Origin of the sequence: Veillonella agrestimuris (assembly GCF_943193065.1) — a bacterium.
Taxonomy (GTDB): Bacteria; Bacillota; Negativicutes; order Veillonellales; family Veillonellaceae; genus Veillonella; species Veillonella agrestimuris.
Window position 1 is genome coordinate 1 of record NZ_CALPCS010000005.1, and the last position, 26342, is coordinate 26342.

General features: G+C 39.9%; 25 protein-coding genes. 5 read left to right on the forward strand and 20 right to left on the reverse strand.

Annotation, left to right across the window (positions count from 1 at the left end; genetic code table 11):
• Positions 1-459: 459 nt before the first annotated feature.
• The 20 genes from NFR29_RS03300 to NFR29_RS03395 form a co-directional block, all read right to left on the reverse strand.
• Positions 460-2088, reverse strand: a complete 1629-nt coding sequence (locus tag NFR29_RS03300) for a phosphoenolpyruvate carboxykinase (ATP) (RefSeq protein WP_251423203.1) — start codon at positions 2086-2088, stop codon at positions 460-462.
• Between the two features lie 271 nt (positions 2089-2359).
• Positions 2360-4030 carry a PAS domain-containing protein gene (locus NFR29_RS03305; protein WP_251423206.1) on the reverse strand — a complete coding sequence of 557 codons (1671 nt, stop codon included), beginning with the start codon at positions 4028-4030 and terminating at the stop codon, positions 2360-2362.
• A 294-nt stretch (positions 4031-4324) separates the two neighbouring features.
• Positions 4325-4663, reverse strand: coding sequence for an energy transducer TonB (locus NFR29_RS03310; protein ID WP_251423209.1), 339 nt, complete (start codon positions 4661-4663; stop codon positions 4325-4327).
• A 13-nt stretch (positions 4664-4676) separates the two neighbouring features.
• Positions 4677-5042, reverse strand: a complete 366-nt coding sequence (locus tag NFR29_RS03315) for an energy transducer TonB family protein (protein WP_251423212.1) — start codon at positions 5040-5042, stop codon at positions 4677-4679.
• A gap of 53 nt (positions 5043-5095) precedes the next feature.
• Positions 5096-5461, reverse strand: a complete 366-nt coding sequence (locus NFR29_RS03320; protein ID WP_251423215.1) for an energy transducer TonB — start codon at positions 5459-5461, stop codon at positions 5096-5098.
• 126 nt (positions 5462-5587) lie between these two features.
• Positions 5588-6283, reverse strand: a complete 696-nt coding sequence (locus NFR29_RS03325; protein WP_251423218.1) for a TonB family protein — start codon at positions 6281-6283, stop codon at positions 5588-5590.
• A gap of 11 nt (positions 6284-6294) precedes the next feature.
• Entirely contained in the window at positions 6295-6699 is a 405-nt protein-coding gene (locus NFR29_RS03330; protein WP_251423221.1) for an ExbD/TolR family protein, read from the reverse strand.
• Complete coding sequence (locus NFR29_RS03335; protein WP_251423224.1) at positions 6689-7315, reverse strand: MotA/TolQ/ExbB proton channel family protein; 627 nt, start codon at positions 7313-7315, stop codon at positions 6689-6691. The genes NFR29_RS03330 and NFR29_RS03335 overlap by 11 nt, the downstream gene beginning before the upstream one ends.
• Before the next feature lie 222 nt (positions 7316-7537).
• Positions 7538-9403 carry a TonB-dependent receptor plug domain-containing protein gene (locus NFR29_RS03340; RefSeq protein WP_251423227.1) on the reverse strand — a complete coding sequence of 622 codons (1866 nt, stop codon included), beginning with the start codon at positions 9401-9403 and terminating at the stop codon, positions 7538-7540.
• A gap of 141 nt (positions 9404-9544) precedes the next feature.
• The gene (locus tag NFR29_RS03345) at positions 9545-10639 is read right to left on the reverse strand and encodes an ABC transporter substrate-binding protein (protein WP_251423230.1); all 1095 of its coding nucleotides are present in this window, start codon (positions 10637-10639) and stop codon (positions 9545-9547) included.
• On the reverse strand, positions 10632-11411 hold the full coding sequence (locus NFR29_RS03350) for an ABC transporter ATP-binding protein (protein ID WP_251423233.1): 780 nt from the start codon (positions 11409-11411) through the stop codon (positions 10632-10634). The genes NFR29_RS03345 and NFR29_RS03350 overlap by 8 nt, the downstream gene beginning before the upstream one ends.
• Before the next feature lies 1 nt (position 11412).
• Complete coding sequence (locus NFR29_RS03355) at positions 11413-12471, reverse strand: FecCD family ABC transporter permease (protein WP_251423236.1); 1059 nt, start codon at positions 12469-12471, stop codon at positions 11413-11415.
• 225 nt (positions 12472-12696) lie between these two features.
• A complete protein-coding gene (locus NFR29_RS03360) occupies positions 12697-14850 on the reverse strand; it encodes a TonB-dependent receptor (RefSeq protein WP_251423239.1) in 2154 nt (717 codons plus the stop codon).
• Between the two features lie 332 nt (positions 14851-15182).
• Positions 15183-15641, reverse strand: a complete 459-nt coding sequence (locus tag NFR29_RS03365; protein WP_338146898.1) for an alpha/beta hydrolase-fold protein — start codon at positions 15639-15641, stop codon at positions 15183-15185.
• Entirely contained in the window at positions 15541-15861 is a 321-nt protein-coding gene (locus NFR29_RS03370; protein WP_251423242.1) for a hypothetical protein, read from the reverse strand. The genes NFR29_RS03365 and NFR29_RS03370 overlap by 101 nt, the downstream gene beginning before the upstream one ends.
• A 729-nt stretch (positions 15862-16590) precedes the next feature.
• Entirely contained in the window at positions 16591-17052 is a 462-nt protein-coding gene (locus NFR29_RS03375; protein WP_251423245.1) for a GNAT family N-acetyltransferase, read from the reverse strand.
• Between the two features lie 87 nt (positions 17053-17139).
• Complete coding sequence (guaA, locus tag NFR29_RS03380) at positions 17140-18675, reverse strand: glutamine-hydrolyzing GMP synthase (protein ID WP_251423247.1); 1536 nt, start codon at positions 18673-18675, stop codon at positions 17140-17142.
• An 89-nt stretch (positions 18676-18764) separates the two neighbouring features.
• Positions 18765-19631 (reverse strand): aldo/keto reductase, encoded by an 867-nt coding sequence (locus NFR29_RS03385; RefSeq protein WP_251423250.1) that lies wholly within the window; start codon positions 19629-19631, stop codon positions 18765-18767.
• Positions 19632-19693: 62 nt separating this feature from the next.
• The gene (locus tag NFR29_RS03390; protein WP_251423253.1) at positions 19694-19891 is read right to left on the reverse strand and encodes a 4Fe-4S binding protein; all 198 of its coding nucleotides are present in this window, start codon (positions 19889-19891) and stop codon (positions 19694-19696) included.
• Positions 19892-19981: 90 nt separating this feature from the next.
• Positions 19982-21157 (reverse strand): amidohydrolase, encoded by a 1176-nt coding sequence (locus NFR29_RS03395; RefSeq protein ID WP_251423256.1) that lies wholly within the window; start codon positions 21155-21157, stop codon positions 19982-19984.
• A 216-nt stretch (positions 21158-21373) separates the two neighbouring features.
• Here NFR29_RS03395 and NFR29_RS03400 point away from each other — a divergent pair, with 216 nt between their 5' ends.
• From NFR29_RS03400 to pnuC, 5 genes are all read left to right on the forward strand, one after another.
• Positions 21374-22159: a basic amino acid ABC transporter substrate-binding protein gene (locus NFR29_RS03400; protein WP_251423260.1), complete on the forward strand. Its 786-nt coding sequence runs from the start codon at positions 21374-21376 to the stop codon at positions 22157-22159.
• Positions 22160-22350: 191 nt separating this feature from the next.
• On the forward strand, positions 22351-24498 hold the full coding sequence (locus NFR29_RS03405) for a tetratricopeptide repeat protein (protein WP_251423263.1): 2148 nt from the start codon (positions 22351-22353) through the stop codon (positions 24496-24498).
• Positions 24495-24689: a hypothetical protein gene (locus NFR29_RS03410; RefSeq protein WP_251423266.1), complete on the forward strand. Its 195-nt coding sequence runs from the start codon at positions 24495-24497 to the stop codon at positions 24687-24689. The genes NFR29_RS03405 and NFR29_RS03410 overlap by 4 nt, the downstream gene beginning before the upstream one ends.
• A 57-nt stretch (positions 24690-24746) precedes the next feature.
• On the forward strand, positions 24747-25511 hold the full coding sequence (locus NFR29_RS03415) for a nucleoside phosphorylase (protein ID WP_251423269.1): 765 nt from the start codon (positions 24747-24749) through the stop codon (positions 25509-25511).
• Positions 25511-26230 (forward strand): nicotinamide riboside transporter PnuC, encoded by a 720-nt coding sequence (gene pnuC, locus NFR29_RS03420; protein ID WP_251423272.1) that lies wholly within the window; start codon positions 25511-25513, stop codon positions 26228-26230. The genes NFR29_RS03415 and pnuC overlap by 1 nt, the downstream gene beginning before the upstream one ends.
• Positions 26231-26342 lie beyond the last annotated feature (112 nt).

The window sequence follows — 26342 nt, forward strand, 5'->3', positions numbered from 1 at the left end:
AATGGCACCAACCACATAAGTGATTGGTGCCAAACAAATGATTAGGGATAAGCACCCCAACATTTGACAGAGAGCCTAATTAATTCACCCCTTATTACGATAACTACAAAATATACAAAACAAGAAAAACTCTATTGAAAAACATAGTAATCAATAAGTATGATTCATATTTATTCGCGAAATACATATTACTATTATTAATGATTATACCTTCCCTAAAGTATACTAATCAAGTAGTTTTTATTTTTTTATAATTTTTCTATAAATTAGATATAAAATAACATCATACAATATCACCCTACATGCAATTAAAATGTCCTTATAAACGAAAAGTAGCCGTACCATCACGATACGGCTACTTTTCATTAATATATATTTATTAACTTGTAAAGTTAAGGCTAAATCAATTCTATCACATTCCTATCGTAGTCATAGTTGTACATATGCAACTAGAAAATACTACATCAACGTTTTAAGTACATCAAGCACTTCTTGTGGCAATTCGTTTTTGCCGTCTTTCAAGTTTTCCACGTATTCATAGCGGAATTCAAAGGCTTGGTGCAATTGGTGATGGTATTCACGTACGTCGAATGGAGGTTCAAAGCCAGGTACTTCTACGTAAGATAAGTTTTCGTAAGCACCAAATGGTTCAAACACCAAATCCCCTTCTACTAGACGTTCTAATAAATCTAATGTGATTTCTTTAGGAATTTTTTTCTCAAGGAAGAATCCAGTATTCATAATGTAGCAATCTACACCACATTCTTGGAATAATTTTTTATAGCTTTCATAATCGCGCGCTAACGGATAGGTACGGAACGGATTAGCATATGGTTCAATAACGAGTGCATTTGGATCTACATTAGCATCTAATTTTTCTGCACTAGAACGACGTGTAGCTAGCGTAGCACCCATAGTGGAAGCCAACACAGGATCGTCAATTTTAAGGATTGGTGGTAATGTTTTATCTTTCATTAACCACACAATAGCATTTACCGGTTCTTTCACATAGTTAACACGGTTATCTGTCCAGAATTGAGATTTAATAGCGCGACCATTATTGTTACGCACATCTTCTGCTAACACTACTTTGTTACCATTCTCATCAAGTGTAACGCCTACGTTTTGTAAGGTTAACAAGAACTCGTTAGCTGGATGGTCGACAGGATAATCTTGCATTTTATCGAAGTACGTCGGTTCCATCGCGATGGAAGATAAGTCGTCAGTATTGATAATATACGCATCGTCATGCAAGATAGAAATGTCATAGCGACCATTGTGTTTTTCGTGAGTTAATGTAGATTTGCCGGAACCGGACAAGCCGAATACACCAATTGTGTAAGAGCTGCCGTTTTTAAGGTTATATCGTTTCATACCACCGTGACAAGCTACATAACCGTAACGGTTCGCCAAAGACCAAGCCAATGTTAATGTGCCTTTTTTATGCTCCCCGAAATAACGCATGCCAAGAATCATTGCACAGTTATGGGCAGGATCAAAAATCGCAAGACCACCTGGATGACCTGGTACTACGTAATCAGGATCGGAGTAAATGAAAATATCCCCTTCTGGAATTTCTGTACTATTTTTGTAGAACTCTTTCACTGCTTCGTCGAAGAATTTAAAGTTCATAATCCAAGAGTACATAATGGATGCATGGTCTTTTGGAATCATCAAATGCGCACGAGCCGTAAATTTCTCATCGAGACCAACAATAACTTGCGTAGAAATCCACTCTTTGTTGCGACTATCGTACACAGCTTCGCGAGCAATACCAGCTAATTCAACTTCGTCAATACCTTCGTCTCCAATGATACGGCGTGCTTTCGCATAACGGCCAGTCGTTTTACCGTCATTTGTAACTAATACTTTGGCATCAGCCGGTAAACCTTGCTCTTCGGGTTTATGAATAGGCATATCGAGAACGATAACACCTGGCTCTTCACTAGCCAATTGATACGATTCTGCTACGGATTGTACAGCATGTACATTGTTACCGTAAAATGCTGTTTCAATTGTGCTACGCAATTTAGAGAATAAAGGATTCGTTTTAATTTCACTTTGATTCCAAACTAATCTAGTTGCCATAGTTTCACCTTTTTATACAAATCATGATATATCATTACATGTTGAAAGTAATATATAATTCCAATTATATTTATTTTACCTTTTTTTACGCGATTTGTATACATAAAACATTAAACAATTACTTATTATTGTACATTAATATATTTTACAACTAGATTAGTGCAATATAATTAATATAATTTCAGTAATTGACTAGAGTTGTATATATAAAAATGACTCATTGCCATAACAACAATGAGTCATCTTATAGTAATACTCTTTTACATCAACATTATTTTTTATTCATAAACGCTTTGATACGCTCTAATAATTCTTGCACATCAAAGCCTCCTCGTTCTGCAATCATCTCGATAGTAGCTACTTTCGCCATCATTTTTACCATAGGGGATTTTAATTTTTCAAATTTCGGATTGAGGCTAATGAGATAATCTACAATATCTGGGTTAGCTTTAATCAAATTCGACAAGGTCGTTTTAGTGTCGATAGAAACATCTTCTTCGCTACTTTCACTACTCTCGTCCACCTCATCTTCAATAGCCTTTGTTGCATCTGCACTATCCTCCGTTACATCTACAGCGCGATTAGGAGATGCACTATCTGTATCACCTTGTTCCCCTACGTATCCTTTATCCCATGTTAACAAAGTTTGAGAACCTGTCAATTCTCGGATATGCGTACAGTCCTGCATCATTTCAAGAACGCCACGGAATTTTCCAGATTCATCGCGCACTGCCGTATAAAGCACGTAAATGAATAAACCTGGTTTATTAATCCAAAATTCAGCTTGACTTTGTTCGCCGGAGCGGAACTTTTCAATAATTTCTTTCACCACATGCATCGACTTTGCAGGGTGACAATTGATCACTTCTCGTCCAATGACATTGCTACTACGCGGAAAAATGCGATGTGGTGTATCGCTATAAAATGCTACTAATTCGTTTTCGTCTACATAGGATAAATCTACAGGCATATGACGGAATAATAAATTGATTTGCTCTAATGTCAATTTACCTGTCGCCACGTCTAATACTTGATCCTTCGCCACCTCTTGTTGCATAGGTCCCACATATTTAGACAACAACCCCGCTAAATCTTGTAAAAACGCATTCGACACACCTTGCGATGCACTGCCATTGGCACTATTGTAGGTACCGCTATTTCCTAATGGTCTGCTTTCACCTGTATTATCATTTATCCCCACTGGTACATATAGATCTGGCGCCTCAATCAAAGCATATCCAATTTCATAATCATTGCGGCTCATAATGTAAAACTCTTCGTCGCTAAGCAATTTGAAAGCCGTCGGATACAGCACTTCCAGTTCTTTGCTGTTTAAATCACGCAATTTCTCTAACGTATCAGACATAGAAGCGAGAAAAGCTTGTTCTTTATCCTCTCGCAATAAAACATAGGAATCACGAATGGCATCGCGTACACCATCATCGAAGGTCCACATAATCCGTGTAGGACGATCGAAACCATGTTGCTCAAGCATTGGATATAATTGATTTTGTTTGCGCGATAAATGAACACGCCATTGATTAAACGCATCAAATAAAGCCAGCCATGGATTTTTAATAAAATGTGTTTCTCTTAACAGAGCCTCCGCCTCTACTACGATGCGTTCCACTGCATTAATTTCTTCTACATAGGCCCAAAGTGGATGGTTTTCGGGATACACATTGTCAGTACGCACTAATACACCATCAAATAGGGCTAATAAATCGTCCATTTTATCGAGAATTTCCTCGTCTTTGTAAGCCCCTTTCAACCGCTGCTCAGCAAAGGCAAACTCATCAGGCGTACAAGTACCTAATTTTTCTTTTAATATACGATTGCCTTCCGCTAAGGAAATAACACCATCTAAATAATCTTCTTTAACAGACACAATCACTCTATATCGCTCATCGTTGATGTCCAACCGTTGCTTTAAATCCGTCATGATAACCTCCTCGATACTATATGACAATCGAACTGACATTTCGGCAATACTCAACTGCCACGCACGATTAATACCTTATACGGCTAGTATATTCTTTTTGAAAGTAATTTTCAGTAGCTACGGATACAAAATAAGATATAAAGATATAAAAAACAGAGTTATTATGAAATATACTACTTCATAACAACTCTGTTAGTTAATTGTTAGTTAATGTTAGATTACCCATATTCAACGTTCTCTCGATAATCGGACAAAACAGAAGATCATTTATGTACAAAACGCAACACTAGCCACTTATGTACCTAAATCAATATATACAGTTTTAGATGTCTCTACAGGGTTTCCATAACTATCTCTAGCAGGTTCATATTGCCACGTCGATACAGTATCAACAATTTGCGCATCCACCGCGCCATCGCCAGTAGATCCTAAGGGCTCTACATTATCTACATCTCCGTCTTCATCAATATCAAAGCGTACATTAATACCACTTACATTACCTTCGTAATATTCCACTACATCATAATCAATATCTGGTGTGTATACAGCTACTGGTGGCTCGTAAGCAGCATGGGACGTACCGATTCCTATTATGAAAGCAGTTATACAGGCAAGGATTGTCTTTTTCATCATGTGTGCCCTCCTTTTACTTTCGCACTGGCAAAGTTATGGTCATACCGATGATAGATTCTTTTGGTTTCTTATCTTTCCCTATCGCTGGAGTAAATTTCCATTGTTTTACCGCTGCTTTGACAGCTTCATCAACAGCACTATAACCAGACGATTGTTCCACAAATACAGATTTTACATCCCCATCTTTATCAATCAAAAAACGGATGCGCATTGTATCTGCCACAACAGACCCCTCTGGAATAGCAGGCATCACTGGTTTTACAATGGACACCTCTTTTGGTGGCGATACCACCTCTGCTGCTTCCATATTGGCTGGTGTATACACGCTAACTACGGCAAGAGCTGCAGTAGCTAGAATGAAACGATTAAGTAATTTCATAATATATGCCCCTTATCCTAATTCTATATAAACAATTCCTTGAAATCTAAATTTTACTTAAATCCGATAAAAATAGCTTGTCGAACTATGGTAGACACAGGTTTCCCATCTTCCCCTAATGCAGGTTCAAAGCGAGATTCTTTCAAAAATGCAACAATCGCTTCATCATAAGCCATATCTCCAGATGATTTCTTTATCAAAACAGCCTGAACCTCTCCCTTATCATCAATAAATTGCACAGTTTCAACACGGTTATTAATTATTTTATGCCCAGAATCTCTAGGAAGAACATCATACAAAGGAAATCTATTTATTGGGATTGGTCCACGACTCAAATCTTCTGCTTCTACATTTGAAGTTATATACAAAGCCATACTAAAAACAGCAATTACTAAAACAAAAATTTTAACTAATTTCATATTCCCGCTCACATTACATAATAAATAAAAATTCTTAATTATATATGTATCATACTAGATTTTACAATACAAAAAAAGAGTTGTAATGAAAGAAATATCATATCATCACAACTCTTTTAACATATTCTATTTAATATCCAATCCAAAGTTCTGCGGTACAGTTACACTAATAGGATTACCATCTTCATCAGTAGCAGGATAGAATGACCATCCATATACTGTAGAAATAATAGCATCATCTGCTGGTCCATAACCAGTCGATGAAGATAGCGATACATCACTAACAGATCCATCAGCTGCAATTGTAATATATGCAGTAACAGAATCACCTACGGCTTGTTCTCTTGGGATAGCCGGGATAGAAGGTGTTGGTGTACTTAAACGTCGAGGACCTTGAGACTTATCTTCTTTTGGTCCCCCACCACCCCCATTTCCTTCTCCATCTGGATTATCGGTTTTACCTCCACCACCTCCACCTTTTGTTTCAGTAGGGTTACCTGTCTGCTGTGGTGTTGGCACTGGTGGTTTCGGCATATCATCTGTTACTTTATTATCTACAGGAATTGTATCAGCGTTACTTTTCACCATTTGTGCTATTTCTTCTTTCGTTGGCGGTGGTGGAATGTCTACTTTTTCTGGTTTTGGCGCAGAAATTTGTGGACCTGCCGCTGGTGCCGCATCATCAGAAACGATTTCCATGAGGATTGGCTCTGGTTGCTCATTTGCTTCAGGGGCAGCAAAGTTCAAATAGAATGCCCCCCCAATAAGAAGTAAAGCATTAATAATAAGTGATCCTGCGAAAGATGTTATCCATCTAAACATAGAGCACCTCCTTAATTGCTTTCAGTAGCAATGGCAATTTTCGTAATATTCATTTGTTTTAACGTATCTAATACTTGTACAAAAGCGCCATATTGAGCCGCTGCATCAGCACGCAATACGATAGTCATTTCCGTCCCTTTCGATTGCTCAATTTGAAGGTAGCGGATCATACCATCAATATTTGTTTTAGTATCGTTCACATACACAGTACCGTCAGAAGTAACAGTAATAGGTACTTTCTTTTGAATGTCTACCTTGGCTGTTTGGGCACTTGGTAAATTAACAGGTACTGATTTTTGTACAACCATAGATAACATGCTCATCATAAAGAATACAAGCAAGAAGAAGATGATATCAATCATAGGGATGATCATCAATTTTGGTTTATTTGTAGTACGTAAGCTTCTAAGCTGCATCGCTGTCACCTACCAATGCTGTCATGTATACGGCACCGACCTCTTCCATAGCGGATACGAGTTTATCTTCTCGTTGTACTAGGTACGCATGGATAACGAGGGCGATAATAGCTACGCAAAGACCTGTTGCTGTAGCAATTAAGGCTTCCCCCACACCGCCAGTAATCGCAAACGGTTCGCCATCAGATACAGACAATACGGAGAAAGAACCAATCATACCTGTTACAGTACCTAATAAACCAAGCAATGGTGCTAATGTAACAATAGTTTCTAAGTAATTTAAGTTAGCACGCAAACGAGCTGCAATGGCACCAGCTGCACCTTGCAATGCTTGTGTTTGTTTTTCAATACCATGCGGTTGAGATGCAGCAGCTTCTACTAATTCAGCTGCAACGCCACCATCATTTTTGCACACTTGACGCAATTCTTCCCATTTACCTTGTGGAACAAGTTCTGCTACTTTAGCTTTTAATGTTTCCATATCAGATGTTGCTGCATTATATGTGCGTACCCGCTCAATTAAAATAGCAACGGAAATGATAGAACAAATCAATAATGGCCACATTACTAGGCCGCCTTGTATAAACAACTGTCCTGCTTCTTTAAAAAATTCCATGTAAACCTCCTAGATAATGAAAGAATTGCATTACTATACTACCTAACATTACTTCGAAAAGAATTGATAGTAACTTTCAAAATATAACTGTTTAATGATAATATATATCACTCTAATACGTCAATATAGATTCATATTTTCATATGTCTAGCACATCGCATTAGTAATAATGGTGATGCGAGATGCTATGTCATACGTACTACATTGCAGAGTATCTAACCGTTAGAAACTATGTGTTACACCAGCTACAAAGTGGCGTTTCGGCATTGCGTAAGCACCGCGTACAAGGTTAGTAGCTGCACTAGATTCGTAATGTTCGTTCGTTAAATTATACCCCTTAATGTAGAATTTCGTATCTGGACGCCATTGATAATTGATATTCATATCCCACAAGAAGTAGCTATTGCTTGTGTATAGATCGCTACGTCCCGTTACATAGGTCAAGTTATTCGTAATATCCCATTTATTTTTATTGTATGTAAGGCCAATGTTGTAGCCATTTGGACGAGTGTTACGAGCATCATTTTCCCCATTAATGCGGATTCGGCTGTAATCATAACCAGCGCGAACACGCCATGCATCGTTGATTTTATATGTCGCACCAAGACTCATGCCACGGCGTTTTTCTTCGTCTACATTGTAGTAACGAGTTACGCCGTTCCAACGCCAATTCAAGGCATTTTTCAATTTAGAATCGTACACGCTAGCAGATACGCTCAATTTATCATTGATTTTGCTATCTACGCCAACGGTAAATGTTCTAGATGTTTCTTGTTCTAGATCTGGGTTACCTTGCATATACGGCGTATTCGCATAACGCATTTTCAATGTTGGGTTATTAACGGCAGTCCCCCACGATGCGTACACATGGGTATCTTCACCGAGGCGTTTATTGACACCTACATGACTTGTCCAATCACCGCCGTAATCGCTGTGATGTTCATAACGACCACCAAGGTTCAAGGACCAACCATCACCTAATGTCCAACGATCCTCAGCAAAAATAGATTTTGTAATGGCTTTCGCATCCATTGTAGAACCATCGTTATTTTCCCACAAATGTTGTTCTTCCCATGCAATGCCACCAACGATATCATGATTTTTCACAGTCCAGTTTTTCTGCCCTTCAAAGGTATAGCTGCGCAAATCGTGTTCATATGGTGTACCTGCAAATGGAGAATCTGTTCTATCACCGTTACGCGTAAAGCGAAGGAATGTACCTTCTCCTTTTTCTTTTTGGTTAAATGTATATGTGACACCAATATTAGTGATAGTAGAGTCAAATTTAGACCCTTGACCATAAGCGATACCTTGTGTTGGATTTGTCAAATAAATACCATAACCATCTTTTGCATGAGAACGGCCGAAATCAAATGTAGCACGGTCTTTACCAAAGAAACGGTCATAACGGAAGGTCATATCTTCACGGTCTTTGTAGCTATCAGGGAATTCATGACTATTGCCATTACTATCGCGGTAGTCGTAATTATCTCGTTTCTCTCTTGAATAAGTTACCATGTAACGATTCAATTCATCCCCACCAGAATGAGTGATAGCACCACGGCGTTGATTCCATGTACCGTATTCAGCAGTCAATGTCGTTCTTGTTTCCGGCGTTGGCTCTTTTGTAATGATATTGATAACACCGGCTACCGCTTTTTGACCATATAAAGCAGAGTTAGGACCACGCACGATTTCGATATGATCCACATTGTCCATCGGTACTTGGTTAATATCTACTGCATTATCATTGCCAGATACAGTAAGATGATCAAAGTTCACCCGACGACCATTGACGAGTACAAGTACACGGGTATCGCCATTGAGTACTGGGTACGCTGCAGAACCGTGATCTACTACGTCTACATTGGCCGCTTGTAACGCTTGAGACACATTGCTATAATTGCCTTTTTCAATATTTTCATTATTGATAACTGTTACATTAGCTGCTACGTCTTTTACTTCTGTTTTTACGCGCGTACCAGTAATAATCATATCATCTAATTGATATTCTGCTGCCTGTACTGTTGGCACAATAGCTACTGTTAACGCACTAAGAACGATGGCTTTTAATAATTTCTGATTCATATAATCTCCTCGGCCCATCACACTTGGGCTACACACATATTATTAATAAATACTTCACATATAGCTCTTCTATATGTGGCCAACTGTAAAAGACTTCTTTTACTCATATATAATCGGGTGTAAACTTATACAAACTATAGGCTAATAGCACGAATTCCTATTTAGCCCTGCACTAATCATTTCCAGTACATCTACAACACGGCCATTGCCATTATTAATAGCTCCGAACGGAACAGGAATAACTCGTCCCGCCTCGATGGCGCGCATATGTCGAATATTAGGATCTGCTTTCACGAGATTCATGCCCTCTTCTGTGAAAGTTTCCATATTGCCGCTATAGTCAGTCATGACGAGAACGATATAATCAGGGTCGACCCCTAAAATACGTTCCGGGCCTATAAAAGACATGCCTTGCGGCACAAGAGGCTGTCCACCAGCGGTACGAACAATATCATAAACAATATAGTTTTCACCGTACACGGTATACATACTATTACCATACAGCTGTAATACCATAACTGTCGGCGTTGTACCTCGGACTACCGCATCCTGACGAACGGCTGCAATACGATCCGCCAGACTTTCTTTATACCGAGCCGCTTCTTCTGGAACGCCAAATATGGCACCTACATTGTCGATGAAAGGAAATACTGTGCCTTCCATAGTAGGCGAACCTTTCCGCACCGTAGCAGGTACAATATAAGTAGCAATGTCACGCTTATGCCAATATCTCACATCCCCCAACGCATTAGGCAAAAAGTGATGATTCCAAGCCATTACTAAATCTGGCTTCTCTTGCAACACTTCTTCTTTGGTAGGTACGAAAGGCGCTTCTAGTTTTGGCAATGCATCATAAGCACCAGCTAATTCTGGCGGCTCTACACCGTACGGCTTCATGGTTGCTACAATGCGATCTTGCAAGCCTAAAGCAATAAGCAGCTCTGTAGCCCCTGGATACGTTATAAGCACCCGTCTAGGCGGCACTTCGTAAGAAACCATAGTACGATGGCCTTCGCCAGTATAATTCTCCAATTGGATAATATTCTCGCCACTACGAGTGGTATCGCTAACAATACCAGTGCCATTGGTAATGCCAAACCACAGAATCCCTATTGTTACTACGAAGAACAAAAGCCCTTGTACGATGCGCGACACTTTATTCATGATAGTCACCGTCTTCACACTAGACGTTTCACTCATAGACGATGTTCCGTTCGTTGTAGAAGGTTTATTCATGATGAATGCCCTCCACAATGTACCGAGCGTACGGGATATGGTATTCATCATAAGCAACAACGGCCTTTACACCGTATACATCATTCAACGTCGATTCTGTAATAACCTCTCGGGGCGTTCCCATACGCTGAATCATACCGTCTTTTAAGACGCAAATGCGGTCGCAGAACTGAGCCGCTAAGTTCAATTCATGCAATGCCGCCACTACGCCGATACCAAGGGATTTTACAATTTTTAATAATTCCAGTTGATACGTAATGTCCAGATGGTTCGTCGGTTCATCTAAAATAAGGTATTCAGGCTCCTGCACTAAGGCCCTAGCCAGCATAACACGCTGCTGTTCACCGCCAGACAAGGTACTGAAAGACCGGTTTTTCGCCTCCCACATACCTACCTTTTTGAGAGAGCTTTCAGCCAAGGCATAATCATAGTCATTGTCATCGTCAAAGCTCTGCTTATAAGGGGTTCGTCCCATGAGTGCAATTTGCATAACCGTAAAATCAAAATCGAGTCTCGTAAACTGCCCCATGACGGCAATTTTCTGAGCACTATCCCGGAGAGGCACGTCGCGAAGCGGTACATCATCAATATAGATTTGACCTTGTTGAATAGGGTTAACCCGATATATATGCTTTAACAGCGTCGATTTACCGCTCCCGTTCGGTCCGATGAGGCCTACAAATTCTTGGCCTCCTAAGGTGAGAGAAATGTCTTTCAAAATCTCTCGCCCCTCTACGGTGTATTGTAATTGTTCTATACGTATATCTCTCATATTAACCTCCAAAATTCGTAGAATTACCAAATAGCAATTTCATAAATAATGGAGCCCCCATAAGAGCCGTAATGATACCAATCGGTAAATCACCAGAAACAAGAACGACGCGGCTCACTAAATCGGCCCATACAAGGAAAATGGCGCCAAAGAGAACGACCATCGGCAATAAATGACGATGTGAAGCCCCTACGAAGGATCGCATCATATGAGGTATAACAAGGCCTACGAAGCCGATAATTCCGCATTGCGACACGAGCACACCAATGAGGAACGCAATACATCCCATATAGATTCGACGCTTCTGTGTGGCATTAATGCCTAGAGTAATGGCTGCTTCTTCACCTAATAAGAGAGCATCTAAGGTACGAATTTGGCTCATAAAATAAGCTATAATAGCTGCTACAGCTGCCATAGGCAAGACAAGGCCATCCCATTTCGCATCTGCTAAGGAGCCCATAGTCCAGAATACGGCAGACTGGATGCCTTCCGCATCTCCAGCTAAATAAATAATGAGATTCGACAAAGCCGTACAAAAAGCACTCACAATGGCACCTGCCAAGATGAGCCGCACCGTAGACATCCGTTTACGAATGCCAGCCAATAAGAGCACCCCCACAGTAGCTACAACAGCACCCATGAAAGCGCCTACAGGAACTCCTATGGAGATACCGTGGACGGCCACCATTCCGCCAAATAGTATAGTTGCAACGGCCCCTACAGACGCACCAGAGGCAATGCCCAATACAAAAGGCTCCGCCAATGGATTTTGTACGGAAGCTTGCATCACTACCCCCGACAAGGCCAAACCAGCCCCTACAATAGCAGCTAATAGAACTCGAGGAATGCGAATATCCCAAACTATGTCCGTCAGAGCTGACGATACACTAGGCGCCTGTCCCAGTACTTTCGCGGCAATGATATGCCACACATCACTTGGCGCAATGGATACAGCCCCTAATGACACCGCTACTATAACAGAGATTACAAGAAAAACGAGCAACGCCCACTGCGCAACAATCGATTTAGTTTGTTGAATCGACCTCACCGCCCCTTTCAAACTATAGATTTAAAGAGATGAACAAATCTCAATAAACCATTCTATACACACCAATTATAACGAGAATTCAACTCAATAAAAAAGGACTTATGACTGTAAAATACATTCATAAGTCCTCCATAGTTGAAAAATAATCTCATTAATTACATTTAATATTAATAGATATGATTATCATTGTCAACTAAAATGTTTATATATTCAATTTATTAAATGCTACCTATAATCTTAGAAACGAGTTTCTAAAGAAATTACCGCTGTGCGGCCTTTGCCAACATAAATAGCTGGGTTGTTGCTCATAGCATTCCAGTAATCTTTGTTGAATACATTGTATACGTCTGCACGTACTATCATCGGATGAGATCCAAACCCTTTGAATTCGTATTTAGCACCTAAGTCCCAAGTTACACGGCCACCTACTTTGTATGTATTCCATTGATCAATGTAAGCCGGACCTTGGTAGTTCACACGAGCATTAACGGATAAACCTTTAACAGATTTAATATCTTGTTCTACACGCGCTACTGCTTGCCAACGCGGTGTACCGATGACTTCATTACCTTCATAAGATGTAGGTGCTTTATGGTAGCGAGATAATAAGTACATAACGGAGCCCATTACACGAGTTCCTTCTTTTGGCTCACCAGCGATGGATACTTCTAAACCACGGTTACGAACGCGGCCACCATCAGTTAAATAATCCAAACCATTGCGAGTTTCTACTAAGGAGCCAGCTTGGTCTATTTGGAAAGCAGATACAGTAGTTAAGAATTTACCAGTATTAAATTTAGCCCCTACTTCAAATTGTTTCGTTTTATATGGTGATAACACCTCACCATCATTAGCGTAATTGCTATCTACCAAATCACCAGCAGATAAGCCCTGCATGTAGTTCGCATACACAGAGGTCGTATCATTTAATTTATGAATAACACCAAAAGCTGGAGAGAAAGCGTTTTCTTTATAAGACTTACCGGTTTTATTCATCACTTGGCTAATATGTTGGTATCGACCACCAAGAATAAATGTCCATTTATCGTCTTTCGTAGAAATAACGTCAGTCAAAGCAAAGCCAGTCAATAAATTAGAATCGTTTAATTCTGCTCCCCAACCATAAGAATGATCATAACTAGATACTGTGCTAGGTGTTAAGCTACTCATCACTGTCCAAGCACCGGTCTCATTTGTCATATACCGCTTCCACGCCAAACGTGTAGCCACGCCTGTCACTTCATGTTTTACGGAGCCAGTATTGAATTGACCTTTCAAGCCAACTTCAGCTGAAAGGGCTTTATTAATATGATTATTATTATGCAAACGATATTGCGTATTGCCATTTGCTTGATAACGGAAATCGTTATACACATAATCCATTTTTGTATGACGCATACCGAGAGCTGCAAAAGCAGTCAAGTTTTTAGAAAAATCATATTCATAACGAGACACGGCAAATTTTTCTGTCACATGACGGTACGTATCAGCTAAACCATACTTTTCATTATGATTCGCTGTTGGCAAACCAAAGCGATTGATGTAATTATTTTGAATCCGTGTATTTGTAATTCCTGCAAACTGTACACGATATTGCGGATTATCAATATTGCTATACACATAACCAGCATCTACATAGAGACGAGAATTGCTCCCTTGACGATCTATACCAAGGAATGCTGAGTTTGTTTGAATTTTTTCATCGTTAAATGATGTAGACCCATTTGTATGGTATCCAGTAAAGTGAACGCCCCATTTATTGTCTGCCGTACGAGCAGCTACATCAAGTTGTTGCCCAAATTGATGTCCATCACCGTAGGACAATTTAATAGAGTTTTGGTTTTCTCCAGATTTTGCCCGCTTTGGTACATAGTTAATATTCCCGCCTACTGTACCATTTGGAGACATGCCATATAACAAGGCACTAGCACCTTTTAATACTTCCACACGGTCAATACCTTCTACGCCGGTATAAAAACGCGGCGCAATGCCGTGAAGACCGTTAAAGGATACGTCTTGTTGTTGCGCACGGAAACCACGGATAGCCCACGCCTGAGATGCACCAGATAATGTTTGATTATTAGTGGACGCATCCATAGCTATGACGTCTGTGATATTACTAGCTTGAATATCTGTAATAGTCTTATCTGTGAAAGTCGTCATATTAAATGGTGTAGTCATTGTATCGCGATTACCTAGTACACCATAATCAGCAGTACGAGCTACTTGACCTCCCGCCACTTCATTATTTTCTGTAATGGGCGCTTCATGGACACGCACACCAGTAATGACCATATCATCTAACTGGTACTCTGCAGCGTAGCCAGTGAGTGGCATCGATACTAATAAAGCGGCACATAGCCAATTGCGGTATTGTTGCTGTTTTTTCATACCCAATCTCCTTATCTGAGAAACACACCAAATATAACAAACTATAAGGAAAAAGAGTATACAAGAATACATTAATGAGAACAATTTCCTATAGTGATTATTATTCATTTTACCAAAATAGAAATAAATATCAATATCATTTTAGGAATAGACTATATTTTCATCACATAATAGCCGATCCATCATTTATATTTATAAGTTAACTTCCCATTCTTTATTAGTTCGACACCTAATAAATATAATATTAGTTATCTGACTAATATTAATTATCTGACTATAATTTAAATACTTATAATATATTTTTCTATACTCTAACACAACTAACTGCACACTTACTCATTCAATATCCAATGAACACAGTTCGCAATACGGAAAACTTCATCTTTAAAATGATTCCCAGGATTAAGTTCAAAAATCGCTTTCACACCAGATTGTGTAAGATGATTGTAAATCAATTCTGTCGCCTCTTGAACTCGGCTCATATAAGGATTTCTTGTTTTCTGTTCTTTATCTCCTAAGGAAAGGTATACTCGTTCTACTGTAGCGGGGAGCGAATGACCTCTCACATAATCTACGAACTTCGGATACCACAAAGCCCCTGACACCGATGCAATACTAGAGAATACATTGCTATGATAGGCCATATAAAGAGCTCCTAATCCTGCTAATGAATAACCTACTAAGTGGCACTTACCTTCGGCTATGCCTATTTCCCGAAGGGCTTGCGGTACAATTTTTTCGACTAAGATTCTTAAAAAAATCGGCAGCTTTACCGGCAAAAACATCGTCATTACGCAACAATGCAGATTCCGGCCAAGGCGACAAATCATTCTCCCAATCAAAACCAGTAATCGTCACATAATGAAAGGGCTTACCTTCTAATTCATGATAAGCCTGTAACACTTGATCACTATGATTTTGAAATGCTAATTCAAAAACTACGTGTTGAGTATTACTATCACTCATTGTAATCTGTACTTCATATGTATCAACTATAAAACGGTGATTCATAATTACCTCCTAAAATAGCAATCTTTTTCTTTGTATTATTTTGTATTATAACAAATAGTATCTGCGATAATATAAAAGAATATATATACCTATCTCAAAACACTTAATACCAACTAATTATAAACAATCTTTTTAAATTGAAAGCAATAAATTGAAAATAATTTTCATTTTATTATTGATATTCTTTCTCAACTATGTTATACTTAATTCAAGAAATGAACGAACATACCAAATACCTATCGTTCATTTCCATAAACACACTTATAACTTAACTGACACTACATAATGAAACATACTTTTTAATTATAGGAGGTTCATCATGAGACGTAGGAAACGCATCCAAATGAAGGTCATGATGGCACTAGGCGTTATCGCCCTCATCGGACCAAGTCATTTCCAAACACTTATTCCTTAATAAGTGCTATATCGAAACTTTGTACTCCAAAAGATACTTAACATTTACAAACTTATAAACTCTCTAAACACTTATAAAAAAGAAAACTTACCTTCTTAAAAAAATAGCCAGCTAGTACAAAACTGCACTAGCTGGCTATTTTCTTTGAACTATAGGCCTATCAACATATTATAATTGTATGATTTTACCCATGTATAGCGGATATCTTTATTTTCGAAGCGCTAATAAACTGACGCAAACATATATTACATAGGATTCCACAATAATATGACCGCTACAACGCAAAACATATAATTTTATACTAAATATACAAACTATAACAACCGCCCCATATAGATGACATCATCCATAGGATTATGATAGTACGGATCGATTTCTTCAAAGCCGTGTTTTTTGTACAAGTGAATAGCCGCTCGTAATGGTTCAATAGTATCTAACACCATTTCTGTATAGCCAGAAGCTTTAGCATGTTCCATGATTTTAATAATTAGTTTATCACCCAACGCATGACCTCTACCTTCAGGACGTACATAGAGCCGCTTCATTTCGCAACGGTTTTCACTATGTTGGTAGTAAGCCACCATGCCTAACACTACATCCTCTTCGTTAATAGCCACTAACAACTCTCCATTAGGCGCTGTGTATTTCTCGGCAATATCTGCTAATTCTTTATCTAAATTTTGAAATGATAAATCACGGCCGAGCCAATTTGTGTATTCTAGAATTAACTCTTTGACTTGATCTAAGTAAGGTTTACCGTCGATAATGCGAATCATGCTATATGTGTCTTACCTTTCTTGCCTATAAAATAAGTTCTGAAAGCGCTATAACTAACGCTTTCAGAACTCACTAGAATTATAATTTTACTCCCACTCAATCGTAGCCGGCGGTTTAGATGTAATATCGTACACAATACGGTTAATATGTTGTACTTCGTTTACGATGCGACGAGAAATTGTATCTAACACGTCGTATGGAATGCGCGCCCAGTCAGCGGTCATAAAATCTGTTGTAGTAACGCCGCGCAACGCCAATGTGTAATCGTACGTACGGAAGTCACCCATTACGCCTACAGTACGTGTAGATGTCAATACAGCGAAGTATTGGTTAATATCGCGATCGAGACCAGCTTTAGCAATTTCTTCACGGAAAATAGCATCTGCATCGCGCAAGATATCTAGTTTATCTTTCGTAATTTCGCCCATTACACGGATAGCAAGGCCAGGACCTGGGAATGGTTGACGCCATACGAGATAATCTGCTAAACCGAGTTCCGCGCCCAATTCACGTACTTCGTCTTTGAACAAATTCCGAAGTGGCTCGATAAGGCCTTTAAAATCTACTACTGCAGGCAAACCGCCAACGTTATGGTGAGATTTGATGACTTCTGCTTCACCATCACCAGATTCAATTACGTCAGGGTAAATCGTACCTTGTGCTAAGAAATCAACAGATCCAATTTTACGGCCTTCGTCTTCAAAGACGCGAATAAATTCTTCACCAATGGCTTTGCGTTTTGCTTCTGGATCTTCAAGGCCAGCCAATTTCCCTAAGAAACGGTCTTCCGCATCAACGCGGATAAAATGCATACCGGAATCTTTGAAAGCCGCTTCTACTTCGTCACCTTCGTTTTTACGCATCAACCCGTGATCAACGAAGATACATGTTAATTGATCGCCTACCGCTTTAGAAATCAACGCTGCTGCTACGGAACTATCTACACCGCCAGATAAAGCCAACAAGACTTTACCATCACCAACGGTATTGCGAATATCTTCGATAGCTGTTTTCGCATAGTTAGCCATTGTCCACGTACCTGTAAAGCCACACACTTCATACAAGAAGTTATGAAGCATTTCCTTACCATGTTCTGTATGAAGTACCTCTGCATGGTATTGCATAGCGTATAATTTGCGCTCTTTATTTTGCATCGCTGCTACTGGACAGTCTTTTGTATGCGCTACTACTTCAAAGCCTTCAGGCACTTGAGCTACATAGTCAACATGAGACATCCAAACGATTTGCTCATCTTCAAGATCTTTAAACAATGGAGATGTTGTATCAACCTTAGTCGGAGTTTTACCGAATTCTCGATTATCTGCAGATTTTACTTCCCCACCTAATGTGTGAGCCATAAACTGCATACCATAACACATACCGAGAACTGGAATATCAAGGTCAAAAATTTCTTTCTCAATTTTTGGAGAATTTTCTTCGTATACGCTATTAGGACCACCAGTGAAAATAATACCTTGTGGTTTTAATTCCTTAATTTTCTCCAATGCTTTGTTGTATGGATACACTTCGCAGTATACGTGGTTTTCACGAACGCGACGAGCGATCAATTGATTATATTGACCACCAAAATCGACAACAATAACAAATTCCTTGTTTTCCATTCTTTCCTCCATTATCAAGAAATTATACTTTTTATTTACATCTATTCTGAAAGCATACGCTCTGCTATACCTAATAAAATAGAGGATGCTTATTCATGAACTTTAACATTATGTATCATGCGTACATATTCTGGATCAAAATGTTTCGTCCGCGTACCACCATACCCCATATCAAGGGAGGAAATAGTATCCATATCTTCTTGTGAAAGTTCAAAATCCCACACGTCAAAGTTTTCTACCATCCGTTCTTTGCGCGTCGTTTTGGGAATGACAACTACGTCGCGCTGCAGATTCCAACGGAGTACGACTTGACCTACAGTCTTACCGTATTTTTCAGCAATCCCTTGGAGCAATTCATTATCTAACGGATTATATCGACCGCCGCCTAACGGAGCCCACGCTTCTGGAATAACACCATAATATTTCATTGTTTCTAATGCATCATCTTGGGTAAAAAAAGGATGCAATTCGATTTGGTTTACTGCAGGGATGACTTTCACAGTTTCGCAGAAATTCGTCAACATATTAGGGTAGAAATTGCTAACTCCGATGGCTTTCAAATGACCTGTTTCATAGTATTTCTCTAACGTCCGCCAAGCTCCGAAATAATCGCCTAACGCCTGATGTAATAAATACAAATCTAAATATTCAAGGCCTAAGTTCTTCAAGGATCGCTCAACGCCTGCTACCGCATCAGATTCGTTCATATCTTGCACCCATAATTTAGATGTAATGAACAACTCTTCTCGCGTTACTTTACCAGCGGCGATAGCCTCTGCAATAGCTTCGCCAACAGCCGTTTCGTTTCCGTATACTGCAGCCGTATCAAACAAGCGATACCCTGCATCGATAGCATCCAGTACAACTCGTTTGCACTCCGCCAAATCAGTTACTTGGAATACGCCAAAGCCCATAATCGGCATCGTTGTGCCTGTATTGAGCGTTACATATTTCATGTCTATCACCTCTTGCACATATGTAAACGTACTTTAACGACTATAGATTATTATAGCATAGCTCATCCCTTTATGTCTTGATGAACACGCATTTTCACGGCCCCTACAGGACAGATGGAATAACAATCACCACAGCGAATGCAATCTTCACCAATAACAAATTGAGTGTCCCCTTCTATGATACAGGAAACAGGACAATCGATAGCGCAGGCGCCACATTTGATGCAAGTGTGAGTAATATAAAATTCAATGCCGCTCATGGGCGCCTCCTTCCTATCAATAGGGGGCACATCATCTATAAACTTCCTTTATTCTTACAAGCATATACATCACATAAAATATGCTATGCCTTATAAAGACTCCTTAAATTCCTTTACAATATCCTCTAGCAATGCAGGTTGCTCCATTACGTTAATAAAAGTAAGCCCAATAAGTGCCGCTCCATCCATAATTGTTTTCTCTATAGTCGGGTCTAACATAGCGTCAGCAAATTCTTGGGCATGGCATACTTTCGGTTTCCCTGCTAAGCGCAATTTAGGATGTAGTGCCGCACATTGCCAGCTCACATTACCGATATCGGAACTGCCCCCAATATCGGCTGGACCTGGTTCAAAAGGAATCGATAGATCGGTCATCACGGATTCCACCAAGCGGGTTGCTTCATCGTTTTGGTTCATGCTATCGTAGGAATTACCATAAAAATCGTAATTCACCGTCGTCCCTGTGCAGAGGGCAGCTCCATCAAAGATATGCTTTATCTTTTCCGTTACCGTATTTAAATAATTTCGCTCTGTATGCCGCACTGTTACTTCTAATTCACCGAAAGCAGGTATCACATTGGATGCACTACCACCGTTGGTGATCCACGTGCCAATACGCGTTTCAGGCAATACATGTTGGCGCAACATATCCATCGCATGAATAGCGATTTGTACACCATTTACAGCATTCACACCATTCCACGGCTCTCCTGCACCATGAGCGGGTTTGCCATGAAACTGAGCACGCAAACAGTCGAGGGCTAAAAATTGAGAATTCGGTCGTGTTTCTTCCCCATCGAGGTGAACCATCATAGCCAAATCATACTCTTTGAACACGCCAGCATTGACCATATCCACCTTACATCCGGTAGCCTCTTCATCAGGAGTGCCAACAATATCGATATCCATAGTAAATTGAACGCCCTCTTGTTCCATTTGTTTGAAAGCTAACGCTGCTAGTACACTCATAGCCCCACTTGCAGAATGTCCACAAGCATGACCTACCTCTGGCAACGCATCGTACTCGCAAAGGATAACGAGACGGCCTACAGGGTTATTGACTTTCACGATAGAGGCCTTAAAAGCAGTAGGCAAACCACAAAATTCATATTCCACAGTGATATTATGATTCTCTAAAACCTTTCCAATGGTCTTTACCGATTCAAATTCACGACCAGAAATTTCCGGATTCCTAGCCAAACTATAATTAATAGCAAATGCTTCGTTACCAAAGCTTTCACAAGCTTTTAAAAATAAAGATTTCATAAATACTCCTGTATTGAATATATCTTGCATAGGTGCATTCATTACGTTATGTCCCTACAAATGATGCAAGAAACTAATATAGTTATTATTTTATCTTACTCCTAATTATACAATGTTATCGCGTATTAATGATACAATGTTATTGCCTATCCTTTCAAAATTCCGTACAATATATACATGAATATGTACGATGTGTTTATGATCGGAGGATGTACAATGTTTAAATTCAAAAAATTGACAGCCCTCGCACTTGTAGCAGTAGCAGCGATGGGAATTTTAGCAGGTTGTGGCAACGATGCACAAAAAATGACGCAACAAGAAGGTGTGTTACGCGTAGGTTCCGAAACGACATTTCCACCATTTGAATTTACAGAAGGCGATAAATATGTAGGGTTTGATGTGGATTTATCAGAAGCAATCGCTAAAAAAATAGGTTTAAAAATGGAATTTAAATCTATGGGCTTTGATGCTTTGATTCCAGCGGTTCAATCTGGCGATATCGACATGATTGCAGCAGGCATTAACGCTACTCCAGAGCGCGAAAAAGCATTAGATTTCTCTGATATTTACTTTAAAGAAGGCGGCTTCATCACTGTTGTTCGCAAAGATAACACAACCATTAACAATATGGATGACTTAGCCAATAAAACGGTAGGTGCCCAAATCGGTACAATTCCTGTAGAAATGGCACAAGCAATCCCTGGTACTACGGTAAAACAAATCGATAGCAATGCTAATATTTTCATGGAATTAAAAGCAGGCACTATTGATGGCGCTATCATTGATAATGCTGTAGCTATGTATTATTTAAAACAAGGTGCTGACCAAGATCTCAAACTCGTTGGTGAACCTACACAATCCCCTGGTACAGTATTAGGTGTAAAAAAAGGCAACAAAGAATTACAAGCAGCTGTTAACAAAGCATTAAAAGAGCTGAAAGAAGATGGCACTTACGATGCTATTTATCAAAAATGGTTCGGTGATTACTTACCAAATAAATAATAAGTAACTCCTACACAAACCGACCCTCTTCACAGAAACAATCACTCTGAATCAAATCAGTAGTATATGTGAAAGAGTGGTCGGTTTTCTTATGCCTACAACATGTACTCATGACTATATTCATATCCCATTCTAAGAAAAGCAATGCCTCTTATATATGAACCAATACACTCCCATAGAAAGGAATTATTATGTATTTTACGGAACGTTTGCAAGAAGCATTCCATATGATTTTTACATCTTACGACAAAACAATAGCCCAAGAAGGTTTACGCAAATTAGAATCTATTGTTAACACACTATCCGCTACGAATCATTCTATTCCTGCTATGGCCTCCGTTTCTACTACTGACGCAATACAAGAGGATAGTCCTACACAACGGGAGCTGGGCGATGCCTACGCCTTGTTAGCTCGCGTATATGGAGGGCCTCAATTCACACCTGAAGAGCTAGGCTTCCCAGAAGATAATATCCGTACTTACCAGTATTTACACAACAGCATTCGCTATGCCAGCCCTATCGGAACACTGCAGGCTTTGCGTATTGCTGGATCCATTACGCCTACAGTAGAACGAGATATGACACTCTCTTTTGATGACGCTTTCACCATCGTCCTCCATCATGCTAACGAAGGCGATGCATACTGCCAATATATTATTGGCAATGTCTATTTCTGGGAAGATTACCACCGCATTAGTACTGCCAAAGCTCGAATCAATCCAGCGGTACCCAATATTTGGAAGCGCATTAACAAAGCTATACGCAGTCAAACATTACCTAATGCCCTCCGCGCCTTACAAGGAACCGTAAACCCCAAAGAACTAGAGGAACGTGGTACTACAGAGGCTACCTATTGGTTTACAAAGGCCCTTGACAATGGGCTGGCCCTATTCCAAGGCAATCTCCGAAATATCTATATCGACGCTGACAATCTCGACATGGCGAGAGCTACTGCTAAAGTAGCAGCCCATCTCGGAAACCCGACGATGATGCTCTATGCGGGCCTTGATGCACACGAACGTGGCCAATTTACAGAGGCTTTCACTTGGTTTCAACAAGGAGCTGAGAAAGGCCAAACGGAATGCATTAGCGAGTTAGCAGATTACTATTTCCATTTTTACGATGACGAAACATTTCAACAGACCATCCCTTTTGACCCATTGCGGGCAGTGGAGCTCTATACAGAAGCGGCATCTAGGAATTTTCACGATGCTGGTTACGCTGCACTACAAGCAGCCTTTGCCTATATCTTCCATATGGGCCCCCTCCCTCTCGATTGGGGGCGCATTGCCGATTTAGTTCACACCGCAGCCATCAAAGACCGCTACTTCTTTGCCTTACCTTATATTAGTTATACACGTCTCCACGGAGCTGGTGTAGCTCCCAATATTCGCTATGCTGTTCAATCATTACTCCGTCTATTAGAAGAGGAACGGGTCATTCAAGAAAAAGAAAATCGAATACTCTTTTATGACATTACTAGCGCTTTAACTCGCGTTGCTATGGGCTATGCGTATGAAAAAGGTTATGTTACAGATGAGCCTGATTTAGATAAAGCCGTCCAATACTACGAAGAATCTCACCAGTATATATTGCGTTATAAAAAATATCTAGCAAGCCTCGCCGACCATCCACGCCACACCGTTCCTCTTGATGATGAAGGTGCCGAACGATTGCAAGCTTTCGAACAAATCAACGGCCACTGGACCTACAAAAAAGGCATTACGGAATCGACAACTACAGTTCGATTGAAGCACACAACGTATCCGCACAATGCCATTAGACTAGCGGTGGAAGAACATTCTCAACTGTGGGATACCACAATCTATAATTGGTCTACCATAGAGAATGCCCTAGAAAAACACAAAACGATACGTCTCAGCTGGTACAGTAGATACCTGTCTGTAACGGACTATCTCCGCAACATATATAATCTCACTGTGAAAGCCATGCCAAACCATACATACCAATTAACAATAAGCGGTTATCATTACGATGAAGGACAAGAGCTTCGTTACGAAACCATCTGCACAAAAGATGAAACCTACGAGATACTCCACACATTATATTACGAAGAATGCCTCCCTAACACCTTAGAAGGATGGGCAATTGTAAAAGCACAAGAAACATCCGCATGGCACTATGTACTAGATATAGACGATGAGCAATTCCTATTGGAAAACTACGACGATGCAACCGCTATGATTCAAGCCTCTTTAGAGGGAATCAAAAGCAAACGATATCAACAAGTCAATATCCGTACTCACGATTTTATAGGCCCTCCTATTTCATTTACCAGGGGAATCAACAGAATCCATTTCGCGTCCAACTTTTATTGAAAGAAGGATCCTTAGAAGTTCCTACTGACGACGGTGATATCATAAATATTCCTGGAAAATCATATTTGTTTGAAACCTACTTTAACAGTCAAGTATCCTTAAACTATTGGCTGCAAAAAACAACACAAACCTTAGATGTACCTGATGTATCGGAATGGAAACGAATAACCGTGCCTAAGCATTTACAATAATATAGCATATTTTATATACTTATTATAAAATGTAGTTTTATACTGAGGAGTCCTTATATGGAAACAAGAGATAACTATCATGAGGCTCAGGAAGCCCCTCAACCTCACATTCAATTAACGTCCAGTATTGGCACAACGAAGGCGATTATCGTAGGCGATCCGAAACGAGTAGATGCGATTGCAGCCCATTTAGACAATGCGACGCCAGTGACTTACAATCGGGAATACAAATCGGTGGTAGGAACCTATAAAGGACAGCGCATCTTAGCTATGTCTACTGGTATCGGTGCACCCTCTGCAGGTATTGGTATCGAAGAATTGCATAATATCGGTATTCAATACATCATTCGCGTCGGTTCTTGTGGTGCTATGAAGTCTACTATCGGTTTAGGCGAAACTATAATTGCTGAAGGTGTCGTTCGCGACGACGGATTGTCTCGTCGCTATGTACCGGAAATCTATCCCGCTGTACCATCATCGGCCTTGTTGAACTTAGCTCATCGTCACGCCCCTAACGCCCACTATGGTATCGTTCGTTCTCACGATGGCTTTTATTGCGATAACAATCAAGACGTTGAATCCTTTTGGGCTAACAAAGGTATCTTAGCGGACGATATGGAATCAGGCATTCTTATGGTCATCGGACGTTTACGAGGACTACACACATTATCTATTTTAAACAATGTCGTCCTCTACCAAGGCGATGTCATGGAAGGGATTAATAATTTAGCCCACAGCGATGACGCTTTACGGCGTGGCGAAGAACAATCCATTTTGACGGCCCTCAATATTTTATGTGATGAAAGTTTGGAGAATAACTAATGGCAACAACTTCTACGAATTGGTTGTATAACCAACTATTTAAAAACTGGAAACCTTTTGAAATCTTTTACGTACTCTGTTTATTACTCGTTCAAATCGGCGTATTCATAGCTGTTCCAGACAGTGCCATCGGTATGATCTCTGGCATTTGCGGCGTACTATGCCTCGTATATGGAATGAAAGGGCGAAAAATTTCCTTCCTTTTTGGCGTTATTCAATGTCTAGCCATGACTTATGTAGCCTGGATTAGTCAAGCTTACGGTGCCTTTGCCATGGGCATTGTGTATGTCATTTCTCAACCTATCGGCTGGTATTTATGGGGTAAAACACAAGAAACAAAATCCTTTGCTCCTGGAACACGAAAAAAAGTTTGTGCTATAGCTATTCTCGCTTGGGCCATTGGTTGGTTCATATTGGCTCAGTTAGGCGGTCAATTACCGTATTTTGATTCCATTAACTTCGTCATTAGTTTCATTGCTCAAATTCTCTATATCTTTAAATACAATGAAAACTGGTCCCTTTGGATCTTTGTAAACATCGCCAACATCGTATATTGGTCAGCTCTATCCGTTCAAACCCTAACAGGTGACACCACCGTAGGCTCTTTAGGAGCTAACTTATCTCAAGTAGCTCTCCAAGCAGCCCTTCTATTCAACTCTATTTATGCCACAAAAGTGTGGTCTAGCGGAGAAGCGAATAACGAAGGTGGCACGTTGTAATAATTTCGTAATATATATGATGTAGTATTGTAAAAAATGTGATACCATATCGCAATATTCAGTTGCTATTATGTAGTCAGAGGTTAAGATACACCCCATATTCAATACAACG

Bases quoted from the DNA above. Each gene is read 5' to 3' on its own strand.
- NFR29_RS03395 (WP_251423256.1), bottom strand. From the start codon at position 21,157: ATGAAATCTTTATTTTTAAAAGCTTGTGAAAGCTTTGGTAACGAAGCA.
- NFR29_RS03360 (WP_251423239.1), bottom strand. From the start codon at position 14,850: ATGAAAAAACAGCAACAATACCGCAATTGGCTATGTGCCGCTTTATTA.
- NFR29_RS03300 (WP_251423203.1), bottom strand. From the start codon at position 2,088: ATGGCAACTAGATTAGTTTGGAATCAAAGTGAAATTAAAACGAATCCT.
- NFR29_RS03405 (WP_251423263.1), top strand. From the start codon at position 22,351: ATGTATTTTACGGAACGTTTGCAAGAAGCATTCCATATGATTTTTACA.
- NFR29_RS03320 (WP_251423215.1), bottom strand. From the start codon at position 5,461: ATGAAATTAGTTAAAATTTTTGTTTTAGTAATTGCTGTTTTTAGTATG.
- NFR29_RS03310 (WP_251423209.1), bottom strand. From the start codon at position 4,663: ATGATGAAAAAGACAATCCTTGCCTGTATAACTGCTTTCATAATAGGA.
- NFR29_RS03315 (WP_251423212.1), bottom strand. From the start codon at position 5,042: ATGAAATTACTTAATCGTTTCATTCTAGCTACTGCAGCTCTTGCCGTA.
- NFR29_RS03305 (WP_251423206.1), bottom strand. From the start codon at position 4,030: ATGACGGATTTAAAGCAACGGTTGGACATCAACGATGAGCGATATAGA.
- NFR29_RS03350 (WP_251423233.1), bottom strand. From the start codon at position 11,411: ATGAGAGATATACGTATAGAACAATTACAATACACCGTAGAGGGGCGA.
- NFR29_RS03375 (WP_251423245.1), bottom strand. From the start codon at position 17,052: ATGATTCGCATTATCGACGGTAAACCTTACTTAGATCAAGTCAAAGAG.
- pnuC (WP_251423272.1), top strand. From the start codon at position 25,511: ATGGCAACAACTTCTACGAATTGGTTGTATAACCAACTATTTAAAAAC.
- guaA (WP_251423247.1), bottom strand. From the start codon at position 18,675: ATGGAAAACAAGGAATTTGTTATTGTTGTCGATTTTGGTGGTCAATAT.
- NFR29_RS03345 (WP_251423230.1), bottom strand. From the start codon at position 10,639: ATGAATAAACCTTCTACAACGAACGGAACATCGTCTATGAGTGAAACG.
- NFR29_RS03385 (WP_251423250.1), bottom strand. From the start codon at position 19,631: ATGAAATATGTAACGCTCAATACAGGCACAACGATGCCGATTATGGGC.
- NFR29_RS03370 (WP_251423242.1), bottom strand. From the start codon at position 15,861: ATGAATCACCGTTTTATAGTTGATACATATGAAGTACAGATTACAATG.
- NFR29_RS03330 (WP_251423221.1), bottom strand. From the start codon at position 6,699: ATGCAGCTTAGAAGCTTACGTACTACAAATAAACCAAAATTGATGATC.
- NFR29_RS03365 (WP_338146898.1), bottom strand. From the start codon at position 15,641: ATGACGATGTTTTTGCCGGTAAAGCTGCCGATTTTTTTAAGAATCTTA.
- NFR29_RS03340 (WP_251423227.1), bottom strand. From the start codon at position 9,403: ATGAATCAGAAATTATTAAAAGCCATCGTTCTTAGTGCGTTAACAGTA.
- NFR29_RS03325 (WP_251423218.1), bottom strand. From the start codon at position 6,283: ATGTTTAGATGGATAACATCTTTCGCAGGATCACTTATTATTAATGCT.
- NFR29_RS03415 (WP_251423269.1), top strand. From the start codon at position 24,747: ATGGAAACAAGAGATAACTATCATGAGGCTCAGGAAGCCCCTCAACCT.
- NFR29_RS03400 (WP_251423260.1), top strand. From the start codon at position 21,374: ATGTTTAAATTCAAAAAATTGACAGCCCTCGCACTTGTAGCAGTAGCA.
- NFR29_RS03335 (WP_251423224.1), bottom strand. From the start codon at position 7,315: ATGGAATTTTTTAAAGAAGCAGGACAGTTGTTTATACAAGGCGGCCTA.
- NFR29_RS03390 (WP_251423253.1), bottom strand. From the start codon at position 19,891: ATGAGCGGCATTGAATTTTATATTACTCACACTTGCATCAAATGTGGC.